Genomic DNA, 19,739 nt, shown 5'->3' on the forward strand with positions numbered 1-19,739 from the left:
CTAAGATTTAATGTGATTAAAACGTGACAGTGAAAAAGTACTCAGATCCACGGTGGTTGGCACTTGTTGAACAAGATCAGCGAGCAGCGAACCGACCGCACTGGCAAATTTGAACCCATGCCCTGAAAACCCTCCTGCCAGATAAACATTGGCATAAAGCGGATGTCGGTCAATGATGAAATGCTCATCAGGAGTTAACTCGTATTTGCAGACTGCACTTTGCAGCAGCTCCCCTGCTGACTGCGGCAGGAAAGCGGATAAAGTGCGGCGCAAATCGCTTTCGTCCTCTTCAAGATGACCAAATGGCGCAGCCTGTTCCCCCGGAGACCAAGGTAATCCCCCGTCATGGCGGCCGATTTTGATACCCGCGCCGTTAATGTTCGGAAAGCCGTAATAACCTCCCTCTTGCGTTTCGAGCGTAAATCCCGGAAAAATGCCTGCGTCGTAAACATGTGGCTCCGTTCGAAACCACCCCACCGTTTTGCGAACAGCCCGAATCGGCAATGTCACGAATGGTTCTAAATGCTTGAACCAGGCCCCGGCGGTTATAATCAATTGATCCGCTGAAAATTCCCCGGCCCGTGTACGTACACGGACACCTGCGCCATCCGCCTGAATATGCTGAACCGGATTATAGGGCAGCAGCATGGCGCCTTCGGCCAAAGCCAACTTGCGATAAGCGGCAATACACTGCTCGCTGAATAAATATCCGGCATTCGGTTCATACATCGCTTCATAAGATTCAGGCAGAGTAATGCCTGCATAGCGCCGGTGAACCTCTGCCGCATCCAGCATTTCCACTTGAACGCCTGCCTCTGCGCAGCCAGCTAATCTGGGGATGAATTTGCCGAATGATCGATCGGCCATATTGAGCACACCGGAGCGAGCAAGCAGCTTTTGCCCGCTGGCATCCTCGAGTTCCCTCCATAAGCGGTCGGCGTCCAACGCCAAATTGATATAGGACTTCCCCCCGCTATAGGCATGGCGGATTAACCTCGGCTCTCCATGATGGCTTCCATTTTCGTGCGGGGGATCATACGAATCGATCATCAAGGTGCGAACACCCCGCCTGGCCAGATAATATCCTGCGCTCATGCCCATGGATCCGGCTCCGACAACGATCACTTCAAACGAATTTTTCATGCCTGACCTCCTCCAAGGCCTCCAGGGCCTACCCCTCCGCGGCGAACCGGTTCAGCTCATCGACTGCCAATTCGGTAAAAAACAAGGCCGAAACGGACAAAGCCCGTTCATCGATATCAAAAGCAGGATGGTGCCATTCCTGAGGTCCGGAAGTTCCCATAAAGGCAAAAAATCCCGGTATATCCTGCTGGTAAAAAGCAAAATCTTCACCGGCCGGGGAAGGCGTTGGTGTTGTGACCTCAAAACCAAGCCGCTTAGCCACCTTGCCAGCCGCTTCGGCAAGCGCTGCATCGTTGTGCACGGACGGTGGTCCCTGCAGCCAGCGCAGCGATGCTTTGACCCCATAAGCCGAAGCGATGCCTGTCACAATCTCACTGAAGCGCTGCTTAACTCGGGTGCGGACCTCGGCGTCGAACGTACGCACCGTACCGTCCAAGATCGCTTTCTCCGGTATGATGTTCCAGGCGGTCCCCGTATGCAATCGCGTTACACTGACAACCGCGCTCTCCAGGGGACTTACATTGCGGCTGACAATTGACTGGAGAGCCGTGACCAGATAAGCCGCCGCTACGACCGGATCTACGCTAGCTTCTGGCATAGCAGCATGCGAGCCAACGCCTTCCAGCTCGACGAGAAAACCGTCAGCAGCAGCCATCAGCGCTCCCGAGCGAATACCAATCGTGCCTACAGGGAGATCCGGCTTATTGTGCATGCCGTAGATCGCACGAACGCCTTTCAGCGCGCCGGTTCTGATCACCTTTTGAGCACCCGCAGCTTTTTCTTCCGCCGGTTGAAAGACCAACCGAACGCTCCCAGCGAGCTCGTGTTCTCTCTCTTTTAGAAGTAATGCTGCGCCTATTAAAGCGGCGGTGTGAAAATCATGGCCGCAGGCATGCATTTTGCCCCCATATTTAGAAGCGAAGCTGAGTCCTGTCTCCTCTTGAATCGGCAGCGCATCGATATCGGCACGCAGCGCGAGGATTGGCCCCCCGTGCAGTCCGCCTACCTCGGCAATCAAGCCCGTTTCCAGATTGAATTCGGAGGCAATCCGGATATCGGCGGCCTCCAGCGTCGTTCGGATAAACGCCGTTGTCTCGAACTCCTCATGGGACAGCTCCGGAAACTGATGAAGGTGACGCCGGATATCCACCAGTTTTTGTTGAAATAGATGTGGTTTGTTGATGCTAACTTCCGCCATGGTGTTTCCTCCTGATTTTTTATCTTTCGTGCCCGCTTCGATTCGCCAGAAAAAACTGCAAAATTTCCGACTGCTCGCCATTCAAACTGATCAAATTCGTCTGCAGAGCGACACTCGCTACCCCAGCTAAATCTACGGGATGCAGAAGCTGCTCGCGCACTTCCTTCTCGACGCATAGACCCGGGAGGAAACAGAGGCCTGCCTTGTTCAAAACAAGCTTCTTGGCTGTCTCTGCATTATCAGTCTGGATTTCGATGGCCGGAGGTTTATCCAAACTTTGAAACAGCCTGTGAATTCGCAGCCAATCGAGCGATCCGCATTCGAAAAACACGAAGGGATGGTCGAGGATCAAATCAAGAGGCACCTCTTTTTGACCTACCAGCGGATGGTCCGCATAAGCATATAACCGGATTGGATCTTCGTAAAATTTGACCGAATGCAAATTAGGATGGCTAATATTCCGGACGAAACCGATATCCAACTCTTTATTCAGAACTTTAGACATGATTTCGTCGGTCCCCGCTGTTGTTAATTTGATTTGAAGTCCCGGAAACTGACGTTTCAGCTTAGGCAGCAATTCCGGCAGCATATAGTTGGAGGCAGACACGGTGCAGCCCAATCGAAGCTCCTGCGGATCCGTCCGCTGGCGCTGGATGTGCTGCTTGCCTTTCTGATACACTTGCAGCAGCTGCTGGGCATAAGGCAAAAACTGCCTGCCTTTCTCCGTGAGCTGCACTTGCTTGCCCAACCGGTCGAACAGCCGAATGTCCAGCTCGCGTTCGAGCGATTGAATGCGGGCAGTAACCGAGGGTTGCGACAAGAACAAAACTTCCGCTACTTTATTAAAACTGCCGTAGTGATACACATAAACAAATGCCTCAATGTTTTCAATATTCATACGCGGTACCCCAGATCAAATAGAATAAGATAAGTCAGCATCCAAGCACAAAAAGACCTCCGAGCACTTCATCTGACAAACATACAGATCAAGGCTTCACAGGTCTCCGGCTGCCCGGTTGACAGCTATTGAATTATTCTATACTTTACCGATAAATACCAAGTATGTCAATCGGAATTTACACATTTATAACAATGGATCGTGGCAGGCCACGTAATGTTCTTGGCTTATTTCGCGAAACAACGGTTCTTCCGCAGCACATCTTGCCGTCGCCGCAGGGCACCTCGTGCGGAACCTGCAGCCTGACGGGGGACTGGCCGGTGACGGAATTTCCCCTTCAATGGCCTTGAACGAGCGCTGCCGAAGCGGATCGGGAGCCGGGATGGAAGCCACCAGCGCTCTTGTGTAGGGATGTGCCGGATGGCGGAACAATTGCTCGCTTGGCGCAATTTCAATCAGCTTGCCTAAATACATGACGCCGATACGGTCAGAGACATAACGGACAACATGCAGGCCATGGCCGATAAACAGCATCGTAAGGTCAAGCTGCTTACGCAGTTGCTGCAGCAGATTAATAATCTGCGCTTGCACAGACACATCAAGGGCCGAAACCGCTTCGTCCGCCAATAAGAATTTAGGCTCCAAAGCAATCGCTCTCGCAATGCCGATGCGCTGGCGTTGTCCGCCGGAGAACTCATGCGGATAGCGGTCATAAGCACTTGCATCAAGTCCCACAAGGTGCAGCAATGACTCTACGGATTCTCTTCTTTCCTTCCCCTTCCGCACACCATGAACCGCGAACGGTTCGCCGATAATATCCCCTACCTTCCAGCGGGGGTCGACGGAGCCATGCGGATCTTGGAAGATCATCTGCATATTCTTCCGTTGTTGGCGTAATTTGGAGCCTGACAATGCGCCCAAGTCCTGATCTTCAAATAAGACGGTACCGGAGGTAGGCTTCTCCAAATGAAGCAGCATCCGCCCCAGCGTCGACTTGCCACTGCCCGATTCGCCGACCAGACCGAATGTTTCGCCTTTTCGAATCGTGAAGGATACATCATCGACAGCTTGAATCCATCGCCGCTCCCTTGAAAGGAGAGAGCTCTTCACGGGATAATGTTTCGTAACATGGCGCAGCTCGATGAGCGGTACATCCTTCGGTACAGCATCCTGCTTCGAGCTCATTTCAATCCGCATAGAGCGCTCGCGAACTTCAAGCTCAGAAACCCGCTCAGGCACCCGGGCATCTCGCAGTTCCGGCAGCTGATCAGCATGCCAGCAAGCGGATTGACGGCCGTCTCGATCTTCCAACGCCGGCGCCTCACGGGCGCACAACTCTGTCGCATAGGCGCAGCGAGGATGAAAACGGCATCCCGTTGGAAGATTGTTCATACCGGGTATCGAACCGGGGATGGCATAAAGCGGCTGAGCGCGATCACTGTCTAGTGTTGTAATCGAGCGTAATAACCCTAACGTATACGGATGCCGTGGCTGAGTGAATAGATCCACGGCTGTCGATTGCTCGACGATTTGACCGGCATACATGACAATGATTCGGTCTGCCATCTCTGCTGCAACCCCAAGATCGTGGGTGATCAGCAGGATGGACATATTGAACTCGCTCCTCAGCTCTTGCAGGAGCTGCAGAATCTGCGCCTGTATCGTGACGTCCAGAGCGGTTGTCGGCTCGTCTGCGATCAGCAGTTCCGGTTTGCCGCTTAGAGCCATCGCGATCATGGCCCGTTGGAGCATCCCTCCGGACAGCTCGCCTGGATACTGCTTAAGTCGAAGCTTCGGCTCTGGAATGCCTACTCGCTGAAGCAGCCGAACAGCCTCGTCCTCTGCCTCTCGGACCGTGATATGACGATCATGGCGCCTCATTGTCTCGATGATTTGGCTCCCAATCGTAAAAACAGGATCAAATGCCGCCATCGGTTCTTGAAAAACCATGGCAATTCTCTTCCCCCGCAAAGAACGCAGTTTTTGCTGCGAAAGCGAAGTGACATCGACATCGCCAAGCTTGATCGTGCCTGACGTAATCGACCCGTTCTCATGTTCAATTAAGCGCATGATCGCTTTGGAAGTAACGGACTTACCACTGCCGGATTCGCCGACCAGACAAACAATCTCGCCCGGCTGAATGGAAAAACTGATATCGCTGATAGCCTGCATCACATTCCGGTTTACAGCAAATTCTACGCCAAGTTGATCTACAGATAACCATGCACTCATCCCTGTTCCCTCCTATGATGGCCGTTTCTTGGGATCAAGCGTATCGCGCAGTTCATCGCCGAGGACATTGATAGACAATACGAACAAAGTAATGGCCAATCCCGGAAACGTACATATCCACCAAGCTACGGTTAAATAACCCCTGCCTTGGGAAAGCAGAGCGCCCCAATCCGGTATTTCTTTGAGCACGCCAAGCCCCAGAAAACTGAGACCGGATCCGGTCAAAATCGAGGTTCCCACACCTATAGCCGCCATAACCAACAGCGGTGATAACGAATTCGGCAGCACATGCTTCATGAATAAGGAAAGCTGTGTCGCCCCGATGGATCGGGAAGCGGTAATGAACGGACGATTTTTCACACTCAGGATCTGCCCCCGCATGACACGCGCATAGTTAGGAACTGCGGCTAATGCTACAGCGAGAACAATATTCCAAAGCCCAGGGCCAAGCGCCGCAGCAATCGCTAGCGCCAACAACACGCTGGGAACAGTCATGACGATATCGTTAAGCCGCATCAGCACACGGTCCGTCCATCCTCCAAAATATCCCGCATAAGCGCCGATTAGCCCTCCCAGCAGCCCGCCTACAATAACAGAGGCAAAACCGATAAACAGAGACTCCCTGGCGCCGTACACAATAAGACTGAACACATCCCGGCCAAAATAATCCGTCCCTAACACATGGACGCCACCCGGAGGAAGCAAGATTTGATCCGCTTGCATGTCGGTCGGCACATAAGGTGCAATCCACCCGGGTACAACAGCGCAAATGATGAGAAAGACAACGACAACCGTTGACGCATATAAAATGAAACGTGAAGGGCTCAGATTCAGATTCTTACGGTGAAGGGTCAGACCGGTTCGTTTGACCCGCCATAAGGGCTTCGCGTTAACTACTTCCCTCATCCTGGGCATCCTCCTTAAGTTTTCGTTAGAAAACTGACTTCGTAAGCATTAGCTTAATTTTGAAAACGTCTAACCCGTGGGTCAATATAGGCATAGGAGATATCGACGAGAAGATTCACCAAGATGTAAATCATCGCGGAGAATAAAATAACCCCCTGCACGACCGGCAAATCCTTGGCCATAATGGCATCCGCAATAATTCTTCCAATGCCCTGACGCGAGAACACCGTCTCAATGACAACCGTGCCGGCCAACATCTCGCCAAGAAGAATCCCAAGCATTGTAACGGCAGGAATCAAGGCGTTGCGCAGCGCATGACGGTACATGACCGAGCGCTCGAGCAAGCCCTTGGCGCGAAGCGTTGTAATGAAGGCTTCTCCAAGCACTTCCAGCATGGCATTTCTCACCATACGAACAATAAAACCCGCTCCCAGCATGCCCAAAGTCACGGCCGGCAGAACCAGCGTTTGCCAGCCGTTGGAGCCGAGCGCAGGCAGCCAACCAAGAGACACGGAAAAGATGAGAATAAGCAAAATCCCTGACCAGAAAGTCGGCATGGAAATACCGAACAACCCGACAATTCTGGCGATAATATCAATGGGTTTATTGCGATGAATCGCCGATAAGACCCCCAGTACAAGCCCAACTGTAACAGAGACCAGCGAAGCTGCGGCTGTTAGTGCCAGTGTCGCCGGAAAATGCATCATGATTTTGGGCAGAACAGGCTCTGAGTTTACCAGGGATTTACCAAAATCTCCGACCAGTACATGGCTGAAATAGGTCGTAAACTGCTCCAAAAACGGCCGATCTACCCCAAGCTGATGGCGTAAATTCGCAATCGCTTCAGGACTCATCGTACTCGGATCAATGATGTTCATCACGACATCGCCAGGCAGCACATACAGAACACAAAACACCAAAACCGAAGAACCCACAATAACGCCTAAAGAGCTGATGAATCTTACGATGATTGCGTTAACCATCTGAACGGCCTCCTTACTTTTTGAGGATAGACGCGTCATTGAAAAGTGGGTAGCCTAATGAATCGAATTTGATGCCACTTACATTTTTTGAGACAGCAACGGTGTATGGGAAAATGTAAACCGGAATAATGACCGCATTGTCAATGATATACTTCTGTACATTTTTGTAAATTTCCTTACGCTTAGCCTCATCCGCTTCCACAACGCCTTGTTCGAGCAGCTTATCTATAGCTGGATCCGATAAATGAGAAAGGGATGGGCGGGCATTCGGCGCAGTTGTATGGTAGAACGAATTCAAGGCTACTGGATCTGAATTGACTTGGCTGTTGCCATAGAGGTCATAGGCTTGAGCGGTATAAATGACACTCTGAACATCCTTCGTAATTTCAACTTCAACGGCTACGCCGACTTTCTTAAGCTGCTGCTGGATGATGGCCGCAATATCATTACGCTTCTCCCGATTCGGCGAACCGTCTACATAATGCAGCGTCAGCTTTTTGCCGTCTTTCTCGCGTACGCCGTCTGTCCCTTTCACCCAGCCCAATTCATCAAACAGGCGGTTCGCTTTGTCCAGATCCGGTTTTATCTTGTTTTCAAGCGAAGCATCGTAACCGAAAATCGTAGGTGTCAAAGGCGACCACGCACGTTGATAGGTGCCCAGGTATAACGTTTTGACAATGGAATCAACATCAATGGCCGATTGCACAGCCTGACGTGCCTTCACATCATTCCAAGGAGCTCTGCTTTGGTTAAAAAAGAGCGTGTACGGCAAGCCGCTTGTATTCACTTGCAGAAGCTGAAGCTTGGCATCATTTTTCAGCGCCACGATATTTTGCGGTGGCACCGTTTCTGCCGCCGTGACCTGTCCGCTCTGCACACTGCCTAGCCGTGTCGCTTCTTCGGGAATTATTTTGAACGTAATCGCGTCCAGATAAGCCTTGCCTTTATTTTCAACCAGCGCAGGAGCCCAGTTATAATCCGGATTGCGCTCGACTTTAATTTCGGAATTGTCATCCCATTTGACGAATTTAAATGGCCCGGTTCCAACGGGATTTTTACCGAATTGGTCGCCGTATTTCTTGGCTGCTGTTGGAGATACGATGCCTAGCATCGCCTGGCTCAAATTACCGAGAAAAGCGACGGATGGCGACTCCAGATTGATCTTAATCGTATACTCGTCAATGACTTCCGACGATTTGTAAGGCTTAAGCAAAGCGGAAGCATTAGCTGCTTTCGTGGCTGGATCCAGAATACGATCATAGCTGTACTTCACGGCTTCTGCATTAAAAGGCGTCCCGTCCTGAAACTTCACATCTTTGCGCAGCTTGAAGGTGTAGCTTTTACCATCCGGCGAAATGGACCATTCCGTTGCCAGCCATGGTTTAATCGTGTTGTCCGGCAGCTGTACAACCAGACTGTCATAGATCGTCCGGAATACTCGAACGGCAACGGCTAAACCGCTGCGATGCGGATCAAGCGTATCCGGCGAGGTTGCCAGAGCAAATGAAATCTCACCTCCGCTCGTCGCCTGCCCGTTCCCTGCAGCTTGAGCCGAGCTTGCAGGTGAGGCCGCCGGACTTCCTGTGCCCCCGGCTCCTGCGCAAGCCGACATCACTGTCATGGCAGCTGCCAGCAGTAACGTGACTGGTATATAACGTAACTTCCTCATCTTGTGCACACCCCTATGTCAAATAAATAGATTTAAGCGGACCAAATTTAAGCAGACCAAACACTGCTTGTAATCTCCCTGCGAAGCACTGGCATAACCTCAGAAGCAAACCATGCCATCTGCTCTCGCTGCTCCGCTTCCGTCAGGCCGTCTACACTTATCGACATGACCTGATGGCCGTAAGCAGCCTGATAGGTCAATATTTTCTCAATAACACGCTCAGGACTGCCCACCAGCAGAGGCCCGTTTGCTAAGTTATCCTCCAGAGAAGTAAAAGGCGACTGGTTATGCTTAGCGGAATCTGTAGAATGAAACGCCTCATAATACGGACGATAACGCCGAATCGCTTCCTCTGTTGTTTTAGCCAAATATAAGGTACCTGCCCCTGCTCCAACTACAGCATGCTTAGGATCATGTCCGTAATAAGCCCATCTCTCCCGGTAGTGATCAATCAACGCTTTGTACTTCGGTAATGGATGAAACGTATTGGACGAAAAAATCGGTTCGCCATATTGGGCGGCCAGCTCCGTGGAGAGCGGCGACGAGGCGCTGCCATGCCAAATCGGAATTGAAGCTTGAAGCGGTCTGGGCAAAATGGTAACTTCCCGTAATGGAGGCCGATATTTGCCATCCCAACTGACATTCTCTTCGCTCCATAATCGTTTGAGCAGGGCATATCTCTCAGCAAGCGAATCCCACTGCTCTTCCTCTTTGATGCCAAATAGCGGATAATGCCGTGGGTCATTGCCTTTCCCGATAATCAACTCCAATCGGCCTCCCGATAGATGATCCAACGTGGCATAATCTTCGGCGACGCGAACGGGATCGAGCACACTAAGCACTGCGACCGTCGTCAGCAGGCGAATGCGCGAAGTGTGCGCAGCAATAGCCGTCAGTAGCACAGCCGGTGAGGAAGAAAGAAACGGAGGCCCGTGTCTTTCCCCGATCCCATAGGCGTCAAATCCAAGCTTTTCGGCATAAATGGCCTGTTGCAGTATGTTCTGGAACTTCTCTTGCGTTGTCAGCGTTTCACCCGTAACCGCATTGCGGATATTCATCACTAAGCTGAATAAAGCGAATTTCATCATTGACCTCCTTGGCGGCGCCGGCGAATGATCTCAGCATGCAAGGGAGGGTTCACGATTTTACGCAGCAAATACATCGTGCCGTCGCCATTGCCCCGGTCAATAGCATCAATGCGTTCGTAGCCTTTTCGTTCGTACATATCGAGCAGCCATGGATGTTTCTCCGCTGTGGCAAGGGTGACAGCTGATTCACCCAGTTCATCGCGAATAATGGCTTCTTCCACCCAAGCCAGCAGCTTCGTGCCAAGTCCGCCGCCTTGTGCATCGGGATGGACCGCGAACCATTTGAGAAACGGATACTCTCTGTTCCACTTGTTGCCAGACTCCTTGGATAACGTTAGCGTAGCGGCAATCTGTCCGTCCTTTTCCAAGACGTAACAGGCATTCTTTGCGATATTTTCTTCGATTAATGCTATATCAGCATGTGCAGCGGGCCATTGCAGCTTCAGCTCGCGTATCGTAATATACGCATCGTAGATGATTTCCAGCAGCCTTTTGGCATCACTGGGCTCAGCAAGACGATAGGTTTCGCTCATGACGAGCTCACCTCTGGCTGGTTTGCGCTTGCGTAAGAGCGTTTAATGCGATCGATTTGGGAAAGATGGTTATTCACATGCTTCGTAAATCCTTGAATAATATTCGTAATACTTACGGTATCGCCTTTGGCATTAATGCCGGTCTTTTGCCAATCCTCATCGTTTAAACGTTCAAATAACAAGCTGTTATATCGCAGCAATTGATGAAAGATCGTCAAATTATCGGCAGCAGCGCCGTCATTGGCCTTTTGTCCGCTAACCCAAGCGTCTTGGTTAAAAGCAGGCAGTCGAACCGTCGTCCCCGCTAAAATGTCGCGAATACGGAAAGAAATGACAAGGCTGTGATCGGCCAGGTGGGTCAAAACCTCCGTTACGCTCCACGAAGCAGGGGCCTCTTTCCAGCTTAATTGTTCCTGGCTTAACCCTTCTACAGCGCCAAGTAACTGGTTATACGTATCCAAATAGGGTTGAATGTCAGAATGGCTCATCGTTTATCCTCCTAAAAAATGAATAGTTCATTTACTGTGCAGTGCTACGCAATTGTTTCTACGTCGTTTAATGCTTCCGCAAGTCTTTCGTAAGAACGAACTCTTTCTGCGAAATCCTCGATTCTAGCTGTCACGATGAATTCTTCTACGCCTGTAAGCCGCTGTAAATCTACCAGCTGTTCACGAACTGTTTCTTTGGAACCGCGGGTGACCTCCGTCGTTTTCTCTTCAATGGTATAGGGCTCATTCGCCTGTCTGCCGAATTCCTCCGCTTGCTCTAGCGTACCTACAGTCGCCTTCTTACCGCTGGCCAAATACACTTTGTAGTGCTTCTGCTCGAAGGCAAGCTCATGGGCAGCTTGATCTGTGTCGGCCACAATGACGGACAAAGCAAGTATTGCCTGCGGTGATCGATTGGATGTTCGCTGAAAGTTTGATTTATACACCTGTATAGCTTCAATTGCGGCTGATCTGTCCCCGTTAATCGATAAGGAGAAGACATAGGGAAGGCCTAACGAAGCAGCAAGCTGTGCGCTGTCGAGGCTCGCTCCAAGCAAGTAAATATCGGCTGGAATGCCGGCAACAGGCGATACTTTAATCCCATGCAGCGGATGACTCTCCGGAACTTGGTTGTTCACGTAAGCTTCAAGCTCTACGAGCTTTTCCGTCAGCGTCTGGGGTTCCGTCACGCCACGCTGCAGCGCCTGTGTGCTGCGAGGCAAGCCGCCCGGCGCTCTCCCGACGCCCAAATCGACTCTTCCCGGTGCAAGGGAAGCCAACACATTGAAATTCTCAGCAACTTTATAAGGGCTGTAGTGCTGCAGCATGATGCCGCCAGATCCGATGCGGATTCGCTCTGTTTTAGCTAACAAGTGTGAAATCAGCACTTCCGGCGAAGATCCGGCGAGAGTTTCGGAATCATGATGCTCCGACACCCAAAATCGTTGGAAGCCGAGCTCCTCCGCTTTTTGAGCTAACCGAATGGTTTGGGCAAGCGCCTCAGACGCTGTACTCCCGGGGTAGATCGGACTTTGATCCAAAATGCCTATTGATATCGTCATAGGGGTGCCTCCTAGATGGAATATGAGAGTTCTGGACGAATGCGGCTCAGAAACTGTTTGGTCCGCTCTTCTTTGGGACGGTTAAACAGCTCGTTCGGCTTCCCTTCCTCAACAATGGCGCCTTCGTCCATAAAAACCACGTGAGAAGCGACATCCTGCGCAAACGTCATTTCATGGGTAACAATAATCATCGTAATGCCTTCTTTGGCAATCTTCCGGATAACAGCGAGCACTTCGCCAACAAGTTCAGGATCTAGTGCCGACGTCGGCTCATCGAATAAAATAACTTCGGGATTTAGCGCCAACGCTCTTGCTATGCCGACTCGCTGCTGCTGTCCGCCGGACAGTTGAGAAGGATAAGCATCCAGCTTCTCCCCGAGACCGACCCTCTGCAGGAGTTCGACGCTGATTCTCCGAGCTTCTTCTTTGGGAACCTTTTTGACAATGAGCAATCCTTCCATCACGTTCTCAAGCGCTGTCTTGTGGCGGAACAAATTGTATTGTTGAAACACCATCGCCGTCTTAAGGCGCAGCTGATGAATGTCCTTTTTGGTTGCTTTTTTGCAGTCCACGCTAAAATTATCAATCATGATCGCGCCGTCATTCGGCTTTTCCAAATAATTCAAGCAACGAAGCAGTGTCGTTTTCCCTGAACCGCTCGGCCCCAAGATGGCGACGACTTCGCCTTTGTTAACCGTAAGATTGATCCCTTTGAGCACCTGGTTGCGACCGAACGATTTGGTAATATTGGATAAATGAATCATGAGGGGCCTCCTTTCTCTGCGCGATCTCTTTTAAACATATAATTCCGATGTAATTACTAAGAATTTAATCTGATCTAACCTTATCATCCTCGTTATGCATTCGTCTAATAGAGTTCTTCTATACATCGATTCAACAATTCAATACACCTTTTCGAAATGCCGGGATATTGCTTAGGCGACACCACTGCGATTGTAGGTATTCAAACGTTTTTCCAATAAAGTGGAGATATTTTCGGCCAAAATGGTTAAAATCCAGTAAATCACAGCCGCTGCGATGTAAGCTTCAAGGTATTTCCAATTCCTCATCGCTACGATGTGCGCAGTGCCGTTCAACTCCTGCAGCGATATCATAAAAGCAAGCGAAGAGCCATGCAGCAAGCCGATGAATTTGCTCAGCAGGTTCGGCAGGCTTACGTGAAGCGCTTGCGGAAGGACAATACGTCTCATCCCCTGCCAGGTTGTCATGCCAACCGAGTAGCCGGCTTCGAGCTGGCCTTTGGAAACGGACAAAATGCCCGAGCGGATGGTTTCCGACATATAGGCGCCGATGTTCAACGTGAACGCCACGAAAATGAACAGGATGAGCGGGATCACGCTCGAGCGAACACTCCAGCCATATCGGACTGCGAGGTAATCAAAGATCATGGGAATAGCAAAATAAACAAGCATAATATGCAGCAGAAGCGGTGTGCCTCTGAAGAAGGAAACATAAAACTGCGCCACGCGGTGAATATATTTGATTCTGTACATCCGAATAAAAGCGACAAGCACTCCGACAATGAACCCCGAAAACAAGGGGACAATTGAGATAACCAGCGTTAGCGGCAATGCCTTCAACATGGCTCTAAAAGCTTCAAACATAAACGTGAAATCGATGTGAATGGTCGCCTCCTCCTTTTCCTCTAATCAAAAGCCGTGACGGCTTGTTCAAAACGTTGGACCCTTCGCTCGAAACGATGGTACAAAAATTCCATGAATAGGACCACGGTATAGTAAATAATCGACAATGCAATCCAAATTTCAAGGAAATGATAGGTGGTGCCAAGCATCTCCGCACGCCCCACCAGATCCATAACGCCCAGTGTATAAGCAAGTGAGGTATCCTTCAATGTGCCGATCGTCAGATTGGCCACATTTGGCAGTGCTACTCTCCACGCCTGAGGCAAAACGATTCTCGTCAGCACGGCGTAGCCGCTCATGCCGATCGAATAGCCGGCTTCCGCCTGACCGCGATCTATGGCGTTGACCGAAGAGCGGACAATTTCAGAGAAATAGGCTGCGAAATGAAGCGCATAAGTGAGGATGACAAAGACCAAGGGCTGAACATCGGTTACGTCAATTCCGACAGCTTTCAGCAGTTCCGGCACACCGTAATAGACAAGAAATAGCTGAATCAGTATAGGCGTGCCTCTAGTATAAGAAATATAAATAATCACGAGCCGATTAAGGAAGGGGATCCGGTATAGCCTTGGCAGTGCAATGACGAGACCAAGCAGTACGCCGCATACAACGGAGGCCAGTACAATGAACAACGTGACATGCAAGTAAGACAGCAGCTTCGGCAAGTACACCCAAATCAGTGAAAAATCAAACGGTTTTCCCATTATTGTGTCACGGTGAAATCTTCACCTAACCATTTTTTGCTGAGGCTTGCTAATGTTCCATCTTTTTTGATTTCTTTTATAGCCTCGTCGATCTTACTTTTCAGATCCGTTTCGTCTTTGCGCAGCACATAATAAATCTTGGAGGTGTAAAGGACAGGGCCAACGACCTTTTGCTGCGCATCCGCATCCTTATTGCGGCCTGCTACTTGAAACGGTGTCGATATGGTTGCATCTACACGGCCTGTTTTTATCTGATTAATCACATCATTCGTTCCGCCGCTGCCGGAGAAGACCAGTTCAAAGGGGTTTCCTTTGCTCTTATTGTAATCCTGCAGCCAAACGGCGCCATTGCTCCCCGGAGAGGTGATCACTTTTTTACCCTTAAGGTCTTCAATCGAATTGACCGTGTTGTTGTCTTTGTTCACAACGACTTTGCTCGGCCATACGTTATAGGCTTCGTCGTTGAACAGAAACTTGGCTTGCCGTTCGCTGTTCACTTCATATTGATTTACGGCCAGATCGACTTTACCAGCTTCCAGGCTCAGAAGGATATTGGCGAACTCCATCGTTTTAAATTCAAACTCATAGTCAGGCAGACGCTTATCAATCTCCTTCGTCAACTCGATATCATAGCCGGTTAAAACGCCCTTATCATCGAGGAAAGTCACGTCTTTAAAGGTGCCGCTCGTACCGACCACGATTTTTTTCACCTTCTGTGGCGCTGCGGCGGCTGGTGCTGCTGCTGGTGAGACTGCTGGTGAAGCCCCGCCCGCTGCTGGAGAAGCTGCCTTTTCTTCTTTAGCTCCACAACCTGCGAATAGCAACGCGGAAGCCAGGATAAAGCTCGTCGATTTCAATAATTTCATAGATACATCCTCCTATTTATTTATGAAGTTTGGACTGTAACCAGCGCCAAACGATAGGCTTCAACCACCGTCGTTTGGTCAGCTGCAAAGAAATCGTACCGGGGCTCGCGCTCGAATCCCAGGCTTAGATAAAGCCGTACGGCGTCGGGCATGCGGCTCGACGTGTGCAAGCCAAGATAAGAGTACCCGCCTTGCTTGGCACGCCGGGCACATTCTGCGAGCAGCGAGGTAGCAACGCCTTTGCTTCTTGCAGAAGGATGTACGCCGAGCAGGCGGATTTCCGGATACGGAATCGTCTCACTCAGCTTCTCATACAAACCCTCTTGAGGCGGGTATAGAAGCGCCGCCCCTACGAGATTATCCTCCTGCTCGGCGACAAGACGCCAAGTAGGTTCCGTGCGCTCCCACTGCGCTTTTATATTGCTTATGTACTGTTCCCAGAACGCGGGACCAAAGCCTGGCTCATACTGGCGGTATGCCTCCACAGTTAAAGCAACAGCCTTCTCCCGCTCATCCGGTCTGGCCTCCCTTACCGATACATCGATCGCGGTTGACATGTTAGTTCCCCCTTACCGCTTCAGCCTGCCGGATGTAACGGTTCACGGGAACATTCAACCCCAAGTTGCCCCGCAGCGTGTCACTTTCATATTCCTTACGGAATATTCCGCGCTCCTGCAGCACTGGCACAACCAAATCTACAAAATCAGCGAGTCCGTTCGGTACGACCGTTCGAATGTTAAAGCCATCGGCAGCCCCTCCCTCGAACCATTGCTGGATGAGATCAGCCACCTTCTCCGGGGTCCCGATGAAATTGCTTCTCGGCGTGGATGCCCGCAGCGCAACCTGGCGAAGTGTGAGTCCCTGCTCCTTGGCTTCCTGCTTAATGCGGTCTGTCGTACTGCGGAAGCTGTTGCTGCCGAAATCGCCGAGTTCCGGAAACGGCTCATCCAATGCATGCTGCGAGAAGTCATAATGCTCAAAATAACGCCCCAAATAATTTAATGCTTGATCGATTGTGACAAGTTCAGCAATTTCCTGATATTTGCGCTCGGCTTCCTCTTCCGTTCTGCCGACAATCGGGCCGATACCCGGGAAAATCAGAATATCATCCGGCTGGCGACCATAAGCGGTTGCTCGGCCTTTTACATCCTGATAAAAAGCTCGCGCTTGCTCGAATGTTTCGTGTCCCGTGTAGACGGCATCAGCCGACTTGGCTGCAAGATCTTTGCCGGAATCCGAGGATCCCGCTTGGAACACGACGGGGTATCCTTGTTTGGAACGTGCGACATTCAGCGGACCTTGAACCGCAAAGTGTTTGCCTTTATGATTCAGAGTGTGAAGCTTGGCGGAATCGAAGAATACCCCGCTAGCTTTGTCTCGGACGAACGCATCGTCCTCCCAGGAGTCCCAAAGTCCTTTTACAACCTCCAGATGCTCCTCAGCAATCTCGTAACGCAGCGAATGATGCGGGTGTTCGCCTTTGCCGAAGTTAAGCGCCGAACCCTCCAAAGGTGATGTCACAACATTCCAGCCCGCTCGCCCCCCGCTAAGGTGGTCAATAGAAGCAAACTGTCTAGCAACTGTGAATGGCTCACTATAGGACGTAGATAAAGTTGCAACCAGCCCGATATGGCTAGTCGCTTCACTTAAGGCTGACAGCAGTGTCAGTGGCTCAAAACGGTTCAGAAAGTGCGGATTAGACTTTTCGTTAATGAATAAGCCATCGGCGATAAACAAGAGGTCGAATTTCCCCTGTTCCGCTTTGCGAGCCTGTTCTTTATAGAACGCCAAATTGACGCTCGCATTGGTTGGCACTTCGGGATGCCGCCAGAAGGATATACTGTTTCCGACTCCGTTCAAATTAGCTCCCAGCTTAAGTTGTCTCTTGGACATTGAAGTCACTCCCCTTTTAACCATTAATACCGATGCGTATAATCGGATTTAATTTCTTAGGATTACTATATCCCAACAGATGGCTGCAGTGTATATCGCATTCTTCTATTCATCTATTTAAAAGTTCTATAGGAGAGAAAAAAAACCGTCAGATTTAATGATCTGACGGTTTTACTTGCCAAGGGAACTGGAGTCCCCCTCATTTCCTTTTATAGGAGTAGGCAGAGCCATTACCGAATTGTTCTTCCCATTCGGGCGCAGCAATACCCGCTACTTCTCCATGAAGAAGCGGATCCTTCGTGGCAGCCATCCAACCATCCACTCTCGCCCGAAGCTCTTCAAGAACTTCCTTATAGGCTGGGATCCCCACCAAATTGCAAGTTTCAAGCGGATCCTTTTCCAAATCATACAATTCCTCCGGAACGTTAGGTACGTAATACTCTTCCCTCACGGCGCCCCCCGAAAGACTGCGGTGAATATCGAGCGGTAAATAAACCGAAGGACCGTCCTCAAAATTACGGATATATTTGTACTTCTCCGTGCGTATGCTCCTCATCGGGTGATACAGGTCGTGCCAAGTGAGCTCCGAGAAGAAATGATCGCGGGTTGGCTGCTTCGTCTCCGTATCATCCAAAATAGGTAAAAAACTGCGGCCATCAATGCCTTCCGGTGAATCCGCTCCAACAAAGTCAAGGAGAGTCGGCATCAAATCGATGTTACATAACAGTTGATCTACCACTTTACCGCCTTCTATGCGGCCGGGGTAGTACATGATTAAACCCGTTTCCAAACCTGCATCCATCAAGGTGCCCTTAGCTCGAGGGAAAGCAATACCATGATCGGTTGTATAGATAACCAGCGTATTTTTGTCCAACCCGGTTTCTTTTAAACTTTTTATAATATGACCTATACTTTGATCCAGTACTTTCACCGAACCGTGCAGCAGCGCGAAATCCTCCCGAACTTTCGGCGTATCCGGCAAATAAGGTGGAGGAATGACTTGGTCTATCGGATCGGCAATCGCTTCGTATTCATCGAAATCGCGATGAGTCTCAAAAAAGCCCACGGAGGCAAAAAATGGCCCGCTATCCGCAGCCGCTGCTTTCTCCTCTAAATATTGCACAACTTTCCTCGCAACATCAGGCCCTCGATCACCTGCCACTGGTAATACATGTTCGTAGCCTAATTTATATGTCGAGGAAGTAAGTCTGCTATCCGGCTCATCAATCGTTTCATGGCTAAATCCAATTAAGGAGGTTTCGTATCCATGCTTTTGAAGTTCTTTCGGCAGCGTAGCCACATCCGGATTCATAGAAAATCCAAGGTGTGCCAAGCCAATCATGCCGTGGTTATGCGGGTATAAGCCCGTAATTATACTTCCTCTGCTAGGACTGCATTGAGGCGCCGGGCAAAAATACTGGTCAAAACGCACGCCTTTTGCAGCCAGATTATCTAGATTAGGCGTCTCTACCTGCTTGCCATAACTACCTAAGTATCTGCCTGTATCATGCGAAATCATAAAAAGAATATTGGGTTTGTCCATGGTAGACTCCTTCGGTGTTTAGATGTTTTATGTGTACGCTATTCTTTTACAGCGCCAGATGTCAATCCTGAAATAATGCGTCTCTGAAACAAAAGAACCATGAAAACAATAGGTACAGTTACGATGATAGCAGCTGCCGATATTTCTCCCCACGGAGAAACGTGAATTCGCCTTGAAACATCGCGATACCTACCGGTACTGTCATCATATTTTCTTTCGTGTTGATTGTTAGCGAAAAGAAAAATTCGTGCCAGGCATCCACAAAAACAATGATTGCTGTTGTAAATAGTCCAGGCGAAGCCAAAGGCAGCAATACTTTCCAAAAAGTTTGCAGAACGGACGCTCCGTCCATTTTAGCCGCTTCATCAAGTTCATATGGAATTTTCGTAAAAAAGGATGTCATGTACCAAATAGATAACGGCAGAGCAAATGTCGTATAAGGGATAATTAAGCCTAAATACGAGTTGCGTAAGCCCGTAGCTTGCATAAATAAGAAAATAGGCGATATGGTTGCAATCTGAGGAAACATGGAAACGGCAAGCAACACGCCTAAAAACACAGATTTCCCCCAAAAATGAAGCCGTGCAATCGCATATGCGGCAAAAGAAGCAACGATTAAGCTGAACATCATGCTCAGCCCCGCAACAGCAAAGCTGTTCATTAAAAATCGTCCAAAAGGATGATTGGCAAAGACGCTGATATAGTTGTCTAACGTATAACCAGGCACAAACACATCAAATGCATGCACCCCATATAAATATTGAGGTTGTTTCAACGAAGCTATAAATACCCATAGAAATGGAAAAATGACGACTGCTACAAAAACCGTTAAGCCGGCGTAAAAAGGCAGGCTCGCTTTCCTAACCATAT

General features: G+C 49.9%; 18 protein-coding genes and 1 pseudogene. All 19 read right to left on the reverse strand.

Annotation, left to right across the window (positions count from 1 at the left end):
- A complete protein-coding gene (gene solA / locus GON05_RS08050) occupies positions 1 to 1,143 on the reverse strand; it encodes an N-methyl-L-tryptophan oxidase (protein ID WP_157318629.1) in 1,143 nt (380 codons plus the stop codon).
- A gap of 28 nt (positions 1,144 to 1,171) precedes the next feature.
- Positions 1,172 to 2,341: an amidohydrolase gene (locus GON05_RS08055; protein ID WP_157318630.1), complete on the reverse strand. Its 1,170-nt coding sequence runs from the start codon at positions 2,339 to 2,341 to the stop codon at positions 1,172 to 1,174.
- A gap of 19 nt (positions 2,342 to 2,360) precedes the next feature.
- Positions 2,361 to 3,239: a LysR family transcriptional regulator gene (locus GON05_RS08060; protein WP_157318631.1), complete on the reverse strand. Its 879-nt coding sequence runs from the start codon at positions 3,237 to 3,239 to the stop codon at positions 2,361 to 2,363.
- Positions 3,240 to 3,425: 186 nt separating this feature from the next.
- Positions 3,426 to 5,471 (reverse strand): ABC transporter ATP-binding protein, encoded by a 2,046-nt coding sequence (locus GON05_RS08065; RefSeq protein ID WP_157318632.1) that lies wholly within the window; start codon positions 5,469 to 5,471, stop codon positions 3,426 to 3,428.
- 12 nt (positions 5,472 to 5,483) lie between these two features.
- A complete protein-coding gene (locus GON05_RS08070; protein WP_157318633.1) occupies positions 5,484 to 6,377 on the reverse strand; it encodes an ABC transporter permease in 894 nt (297 codons plus the stop codon).
- Between the two features lie 53 nt (positions 6,378 to 6,430).
- A complete protein-coding gene (locus tag GON05_RS08075; protein ID WP_157318634.1) occupies positions 6,431 to 7,360 on the reverse strand; it encodes an ABC transporter permease in 930 nt (309 codons plus the stop codon).
- 13 nt (positions 7,361 to 7,373) lie between these two features.
- Positions 7,374 to 9,029 (reverse strand): ABC transporter substrate-binding protein, encoded by a 1,656-nt coding sequence (locus tag GON05_RS08080; RefSeq protein ID WP_157318635.1) that lies wholly within the window; start codon positions 9,027 to 9,029, stop codon positions 7,374 to 7,376.
- A 47-nt stretch (positions 9,030 to 9,076) separates the two neighbouring features.
- Entirely contained in the window at positions 9,077 to 10,114 is a 1,038-nt protein-coding gene (locus GON05_RS08085) for an LLM class flavin-dependent oxidoreductase (protein WP_157318636.1), read from the reverse strand.
- Positions 10,114 to 10,650, reverse strand: a complete 537-nt coding sequence (locus tag GON05_RS08090) for a GNAT family N-acetyltransferase (protein WP_157318637.1) — start codon at positions 10,648 to 10,650, stop codon at positions 10,114 to 10,116. Before GON05_RS08090 ends, GON05_RS08085 begins: the two co-directional genes overlap by 1 nt.
- Positions 10,647 to 11,138 carry a DinB family protein gene (locus tag GON05_RS08095; protein ID WP_127458474.1) on the reverse strand — a complete coding sequence of 164 codons (492 nt, stop codon included), beginning with the start codon at positions 11,136 to 11,138 and terminating at the stop codon, positions 10,647 to 10,649. The genes GON05_RS08090 and GON05_RS08095 overlap by 4 nt, the downstream gene beginning before the upstream one ends.
- Before the next feature lie 44 nt (positions 11,139 to 11,182).
- Positions 11,183 to 12,199 (reverse strand): LLM class flavin-dependent oxidoreductase, encoded by a 1,017-nt coding sequence (locus GON05_RS08100; protein ID WP_157318638.1) that lies wholly within the window; start codon positions 12,197 to 12,199, stop codon positions 11,183 to 11,185.
- An 11-nt stretch (positions 12,200 to 12,210) separates the two neighbouring features.
- Positions 12,211 to 12,963 carry an amino acid ABC transporter ATP-binding protein gene (locus tag GON05_RS08105; protein ID WP_157318639.1) on the reverse strand — a complete coding sequence of 251 codons (753 nt, stop codon included), beginning with the start codon at positions 12,961 to 12,963 and terminating at the stop codon, positions 12,211 to 12,213.
- Positions 12,964 to 13,134: 171 nt separating this feature from the next.
- Positions 13,135 to 13,845, reverse strand: a complete 711-nt coding sequence (locus GON05_RS08110) for an amino acid ABC transporter permease (protein WP_164819830.1) — start codon at positions 13,843 to 13,845, stop codon at positions 13,135 to 13,137.
- Positions 13,846 to 13,865: 20 nt separating this feature from the next.
- Complete coding sequence (locus GON05_RS08115; protein WP_157318640.1) at positions 13,866 to 14,567, reverse strand: amino acid ABC transporter permease; 702 nt, start codon at positions 14,565 to 14,567, stop codon at positions 13,866 to 13,868.
- Positions 14,567 to 15,433 carry a transporter substrate-binding domain-containing protein gene (locus tag GON05_RS08120; protein ID WP_157318641.1) on the reverse strand — a complete coding sequence of 289 codons (867 nt, stop codon included), beginning with the start codon at positions 15,431 to 15,433 and terminating at the stop codon, positions 14,567 to 14,569. The genes GON05_RS08115 and GON05_RS08120 overlap by 1 nt, the downstream gene beginning before the upstream one ends.
- Before the next feature lie 20 nt (positions 15,434 to 15,453).
- Positions 15,454 to 15,990 carry a GNAT family N-acetyltransferase gene (locus GON05_RS08125; protein ID WP_157318642.1) on the reverse strand — a complete coding sequence of 179 codons (537 nt, stop codon included), beginning with the start codon at positions 15,988 to 15,990 and terminating at the stop codon, positions 15,454 to 15,456.
- A gap of 1 nt (position 15,991) precedes the next feature.
- Positions 15,992 to 17,326: an LLM class flavin-dependent oxidoreductase gene (locus GON05_RS08130; protein WP_157318643.1), complete on the reverse strand. Its 1,335-nt coding sequence runs from the start codon at positions 17,324 to 17,326 to the stop codon at positions 15,992 to 15,994.
- 199 nt (positions 17,327 to 17,525) lie between these two features.
- Complete coding sequence (locus tag GON05_RS08135; RefSeq protein ID WP_157318644.1) at positions 17,526 to 18,869, reverse strand: sulfatase family protein; 1,344 nt, start codon at positions 18,867 to 18,869, stop codon at positions 17,526 to 17,528.
- Between the two features lie 38 nt (positions 18,870 to 18,907).
- Positions 18,908 to 19,737, reverse strand: a pseudogene (locus GON05_RS08140) (carbohydrate ABC transporter permease).
- Positions 19,738 to 19,739: the final 2 nt, after the last annotated feature.

This window comes from Paenibacillus anseongensis (assembly GCF_009757995.1).
In the GTDB taxonomy this organism is placed as follows: Bacteria; Bacillota; Bacilli; order Paenibacillales; family NBRC-103111; genus Paenibacillus_E; species Paenibacillus_E chondroitinus.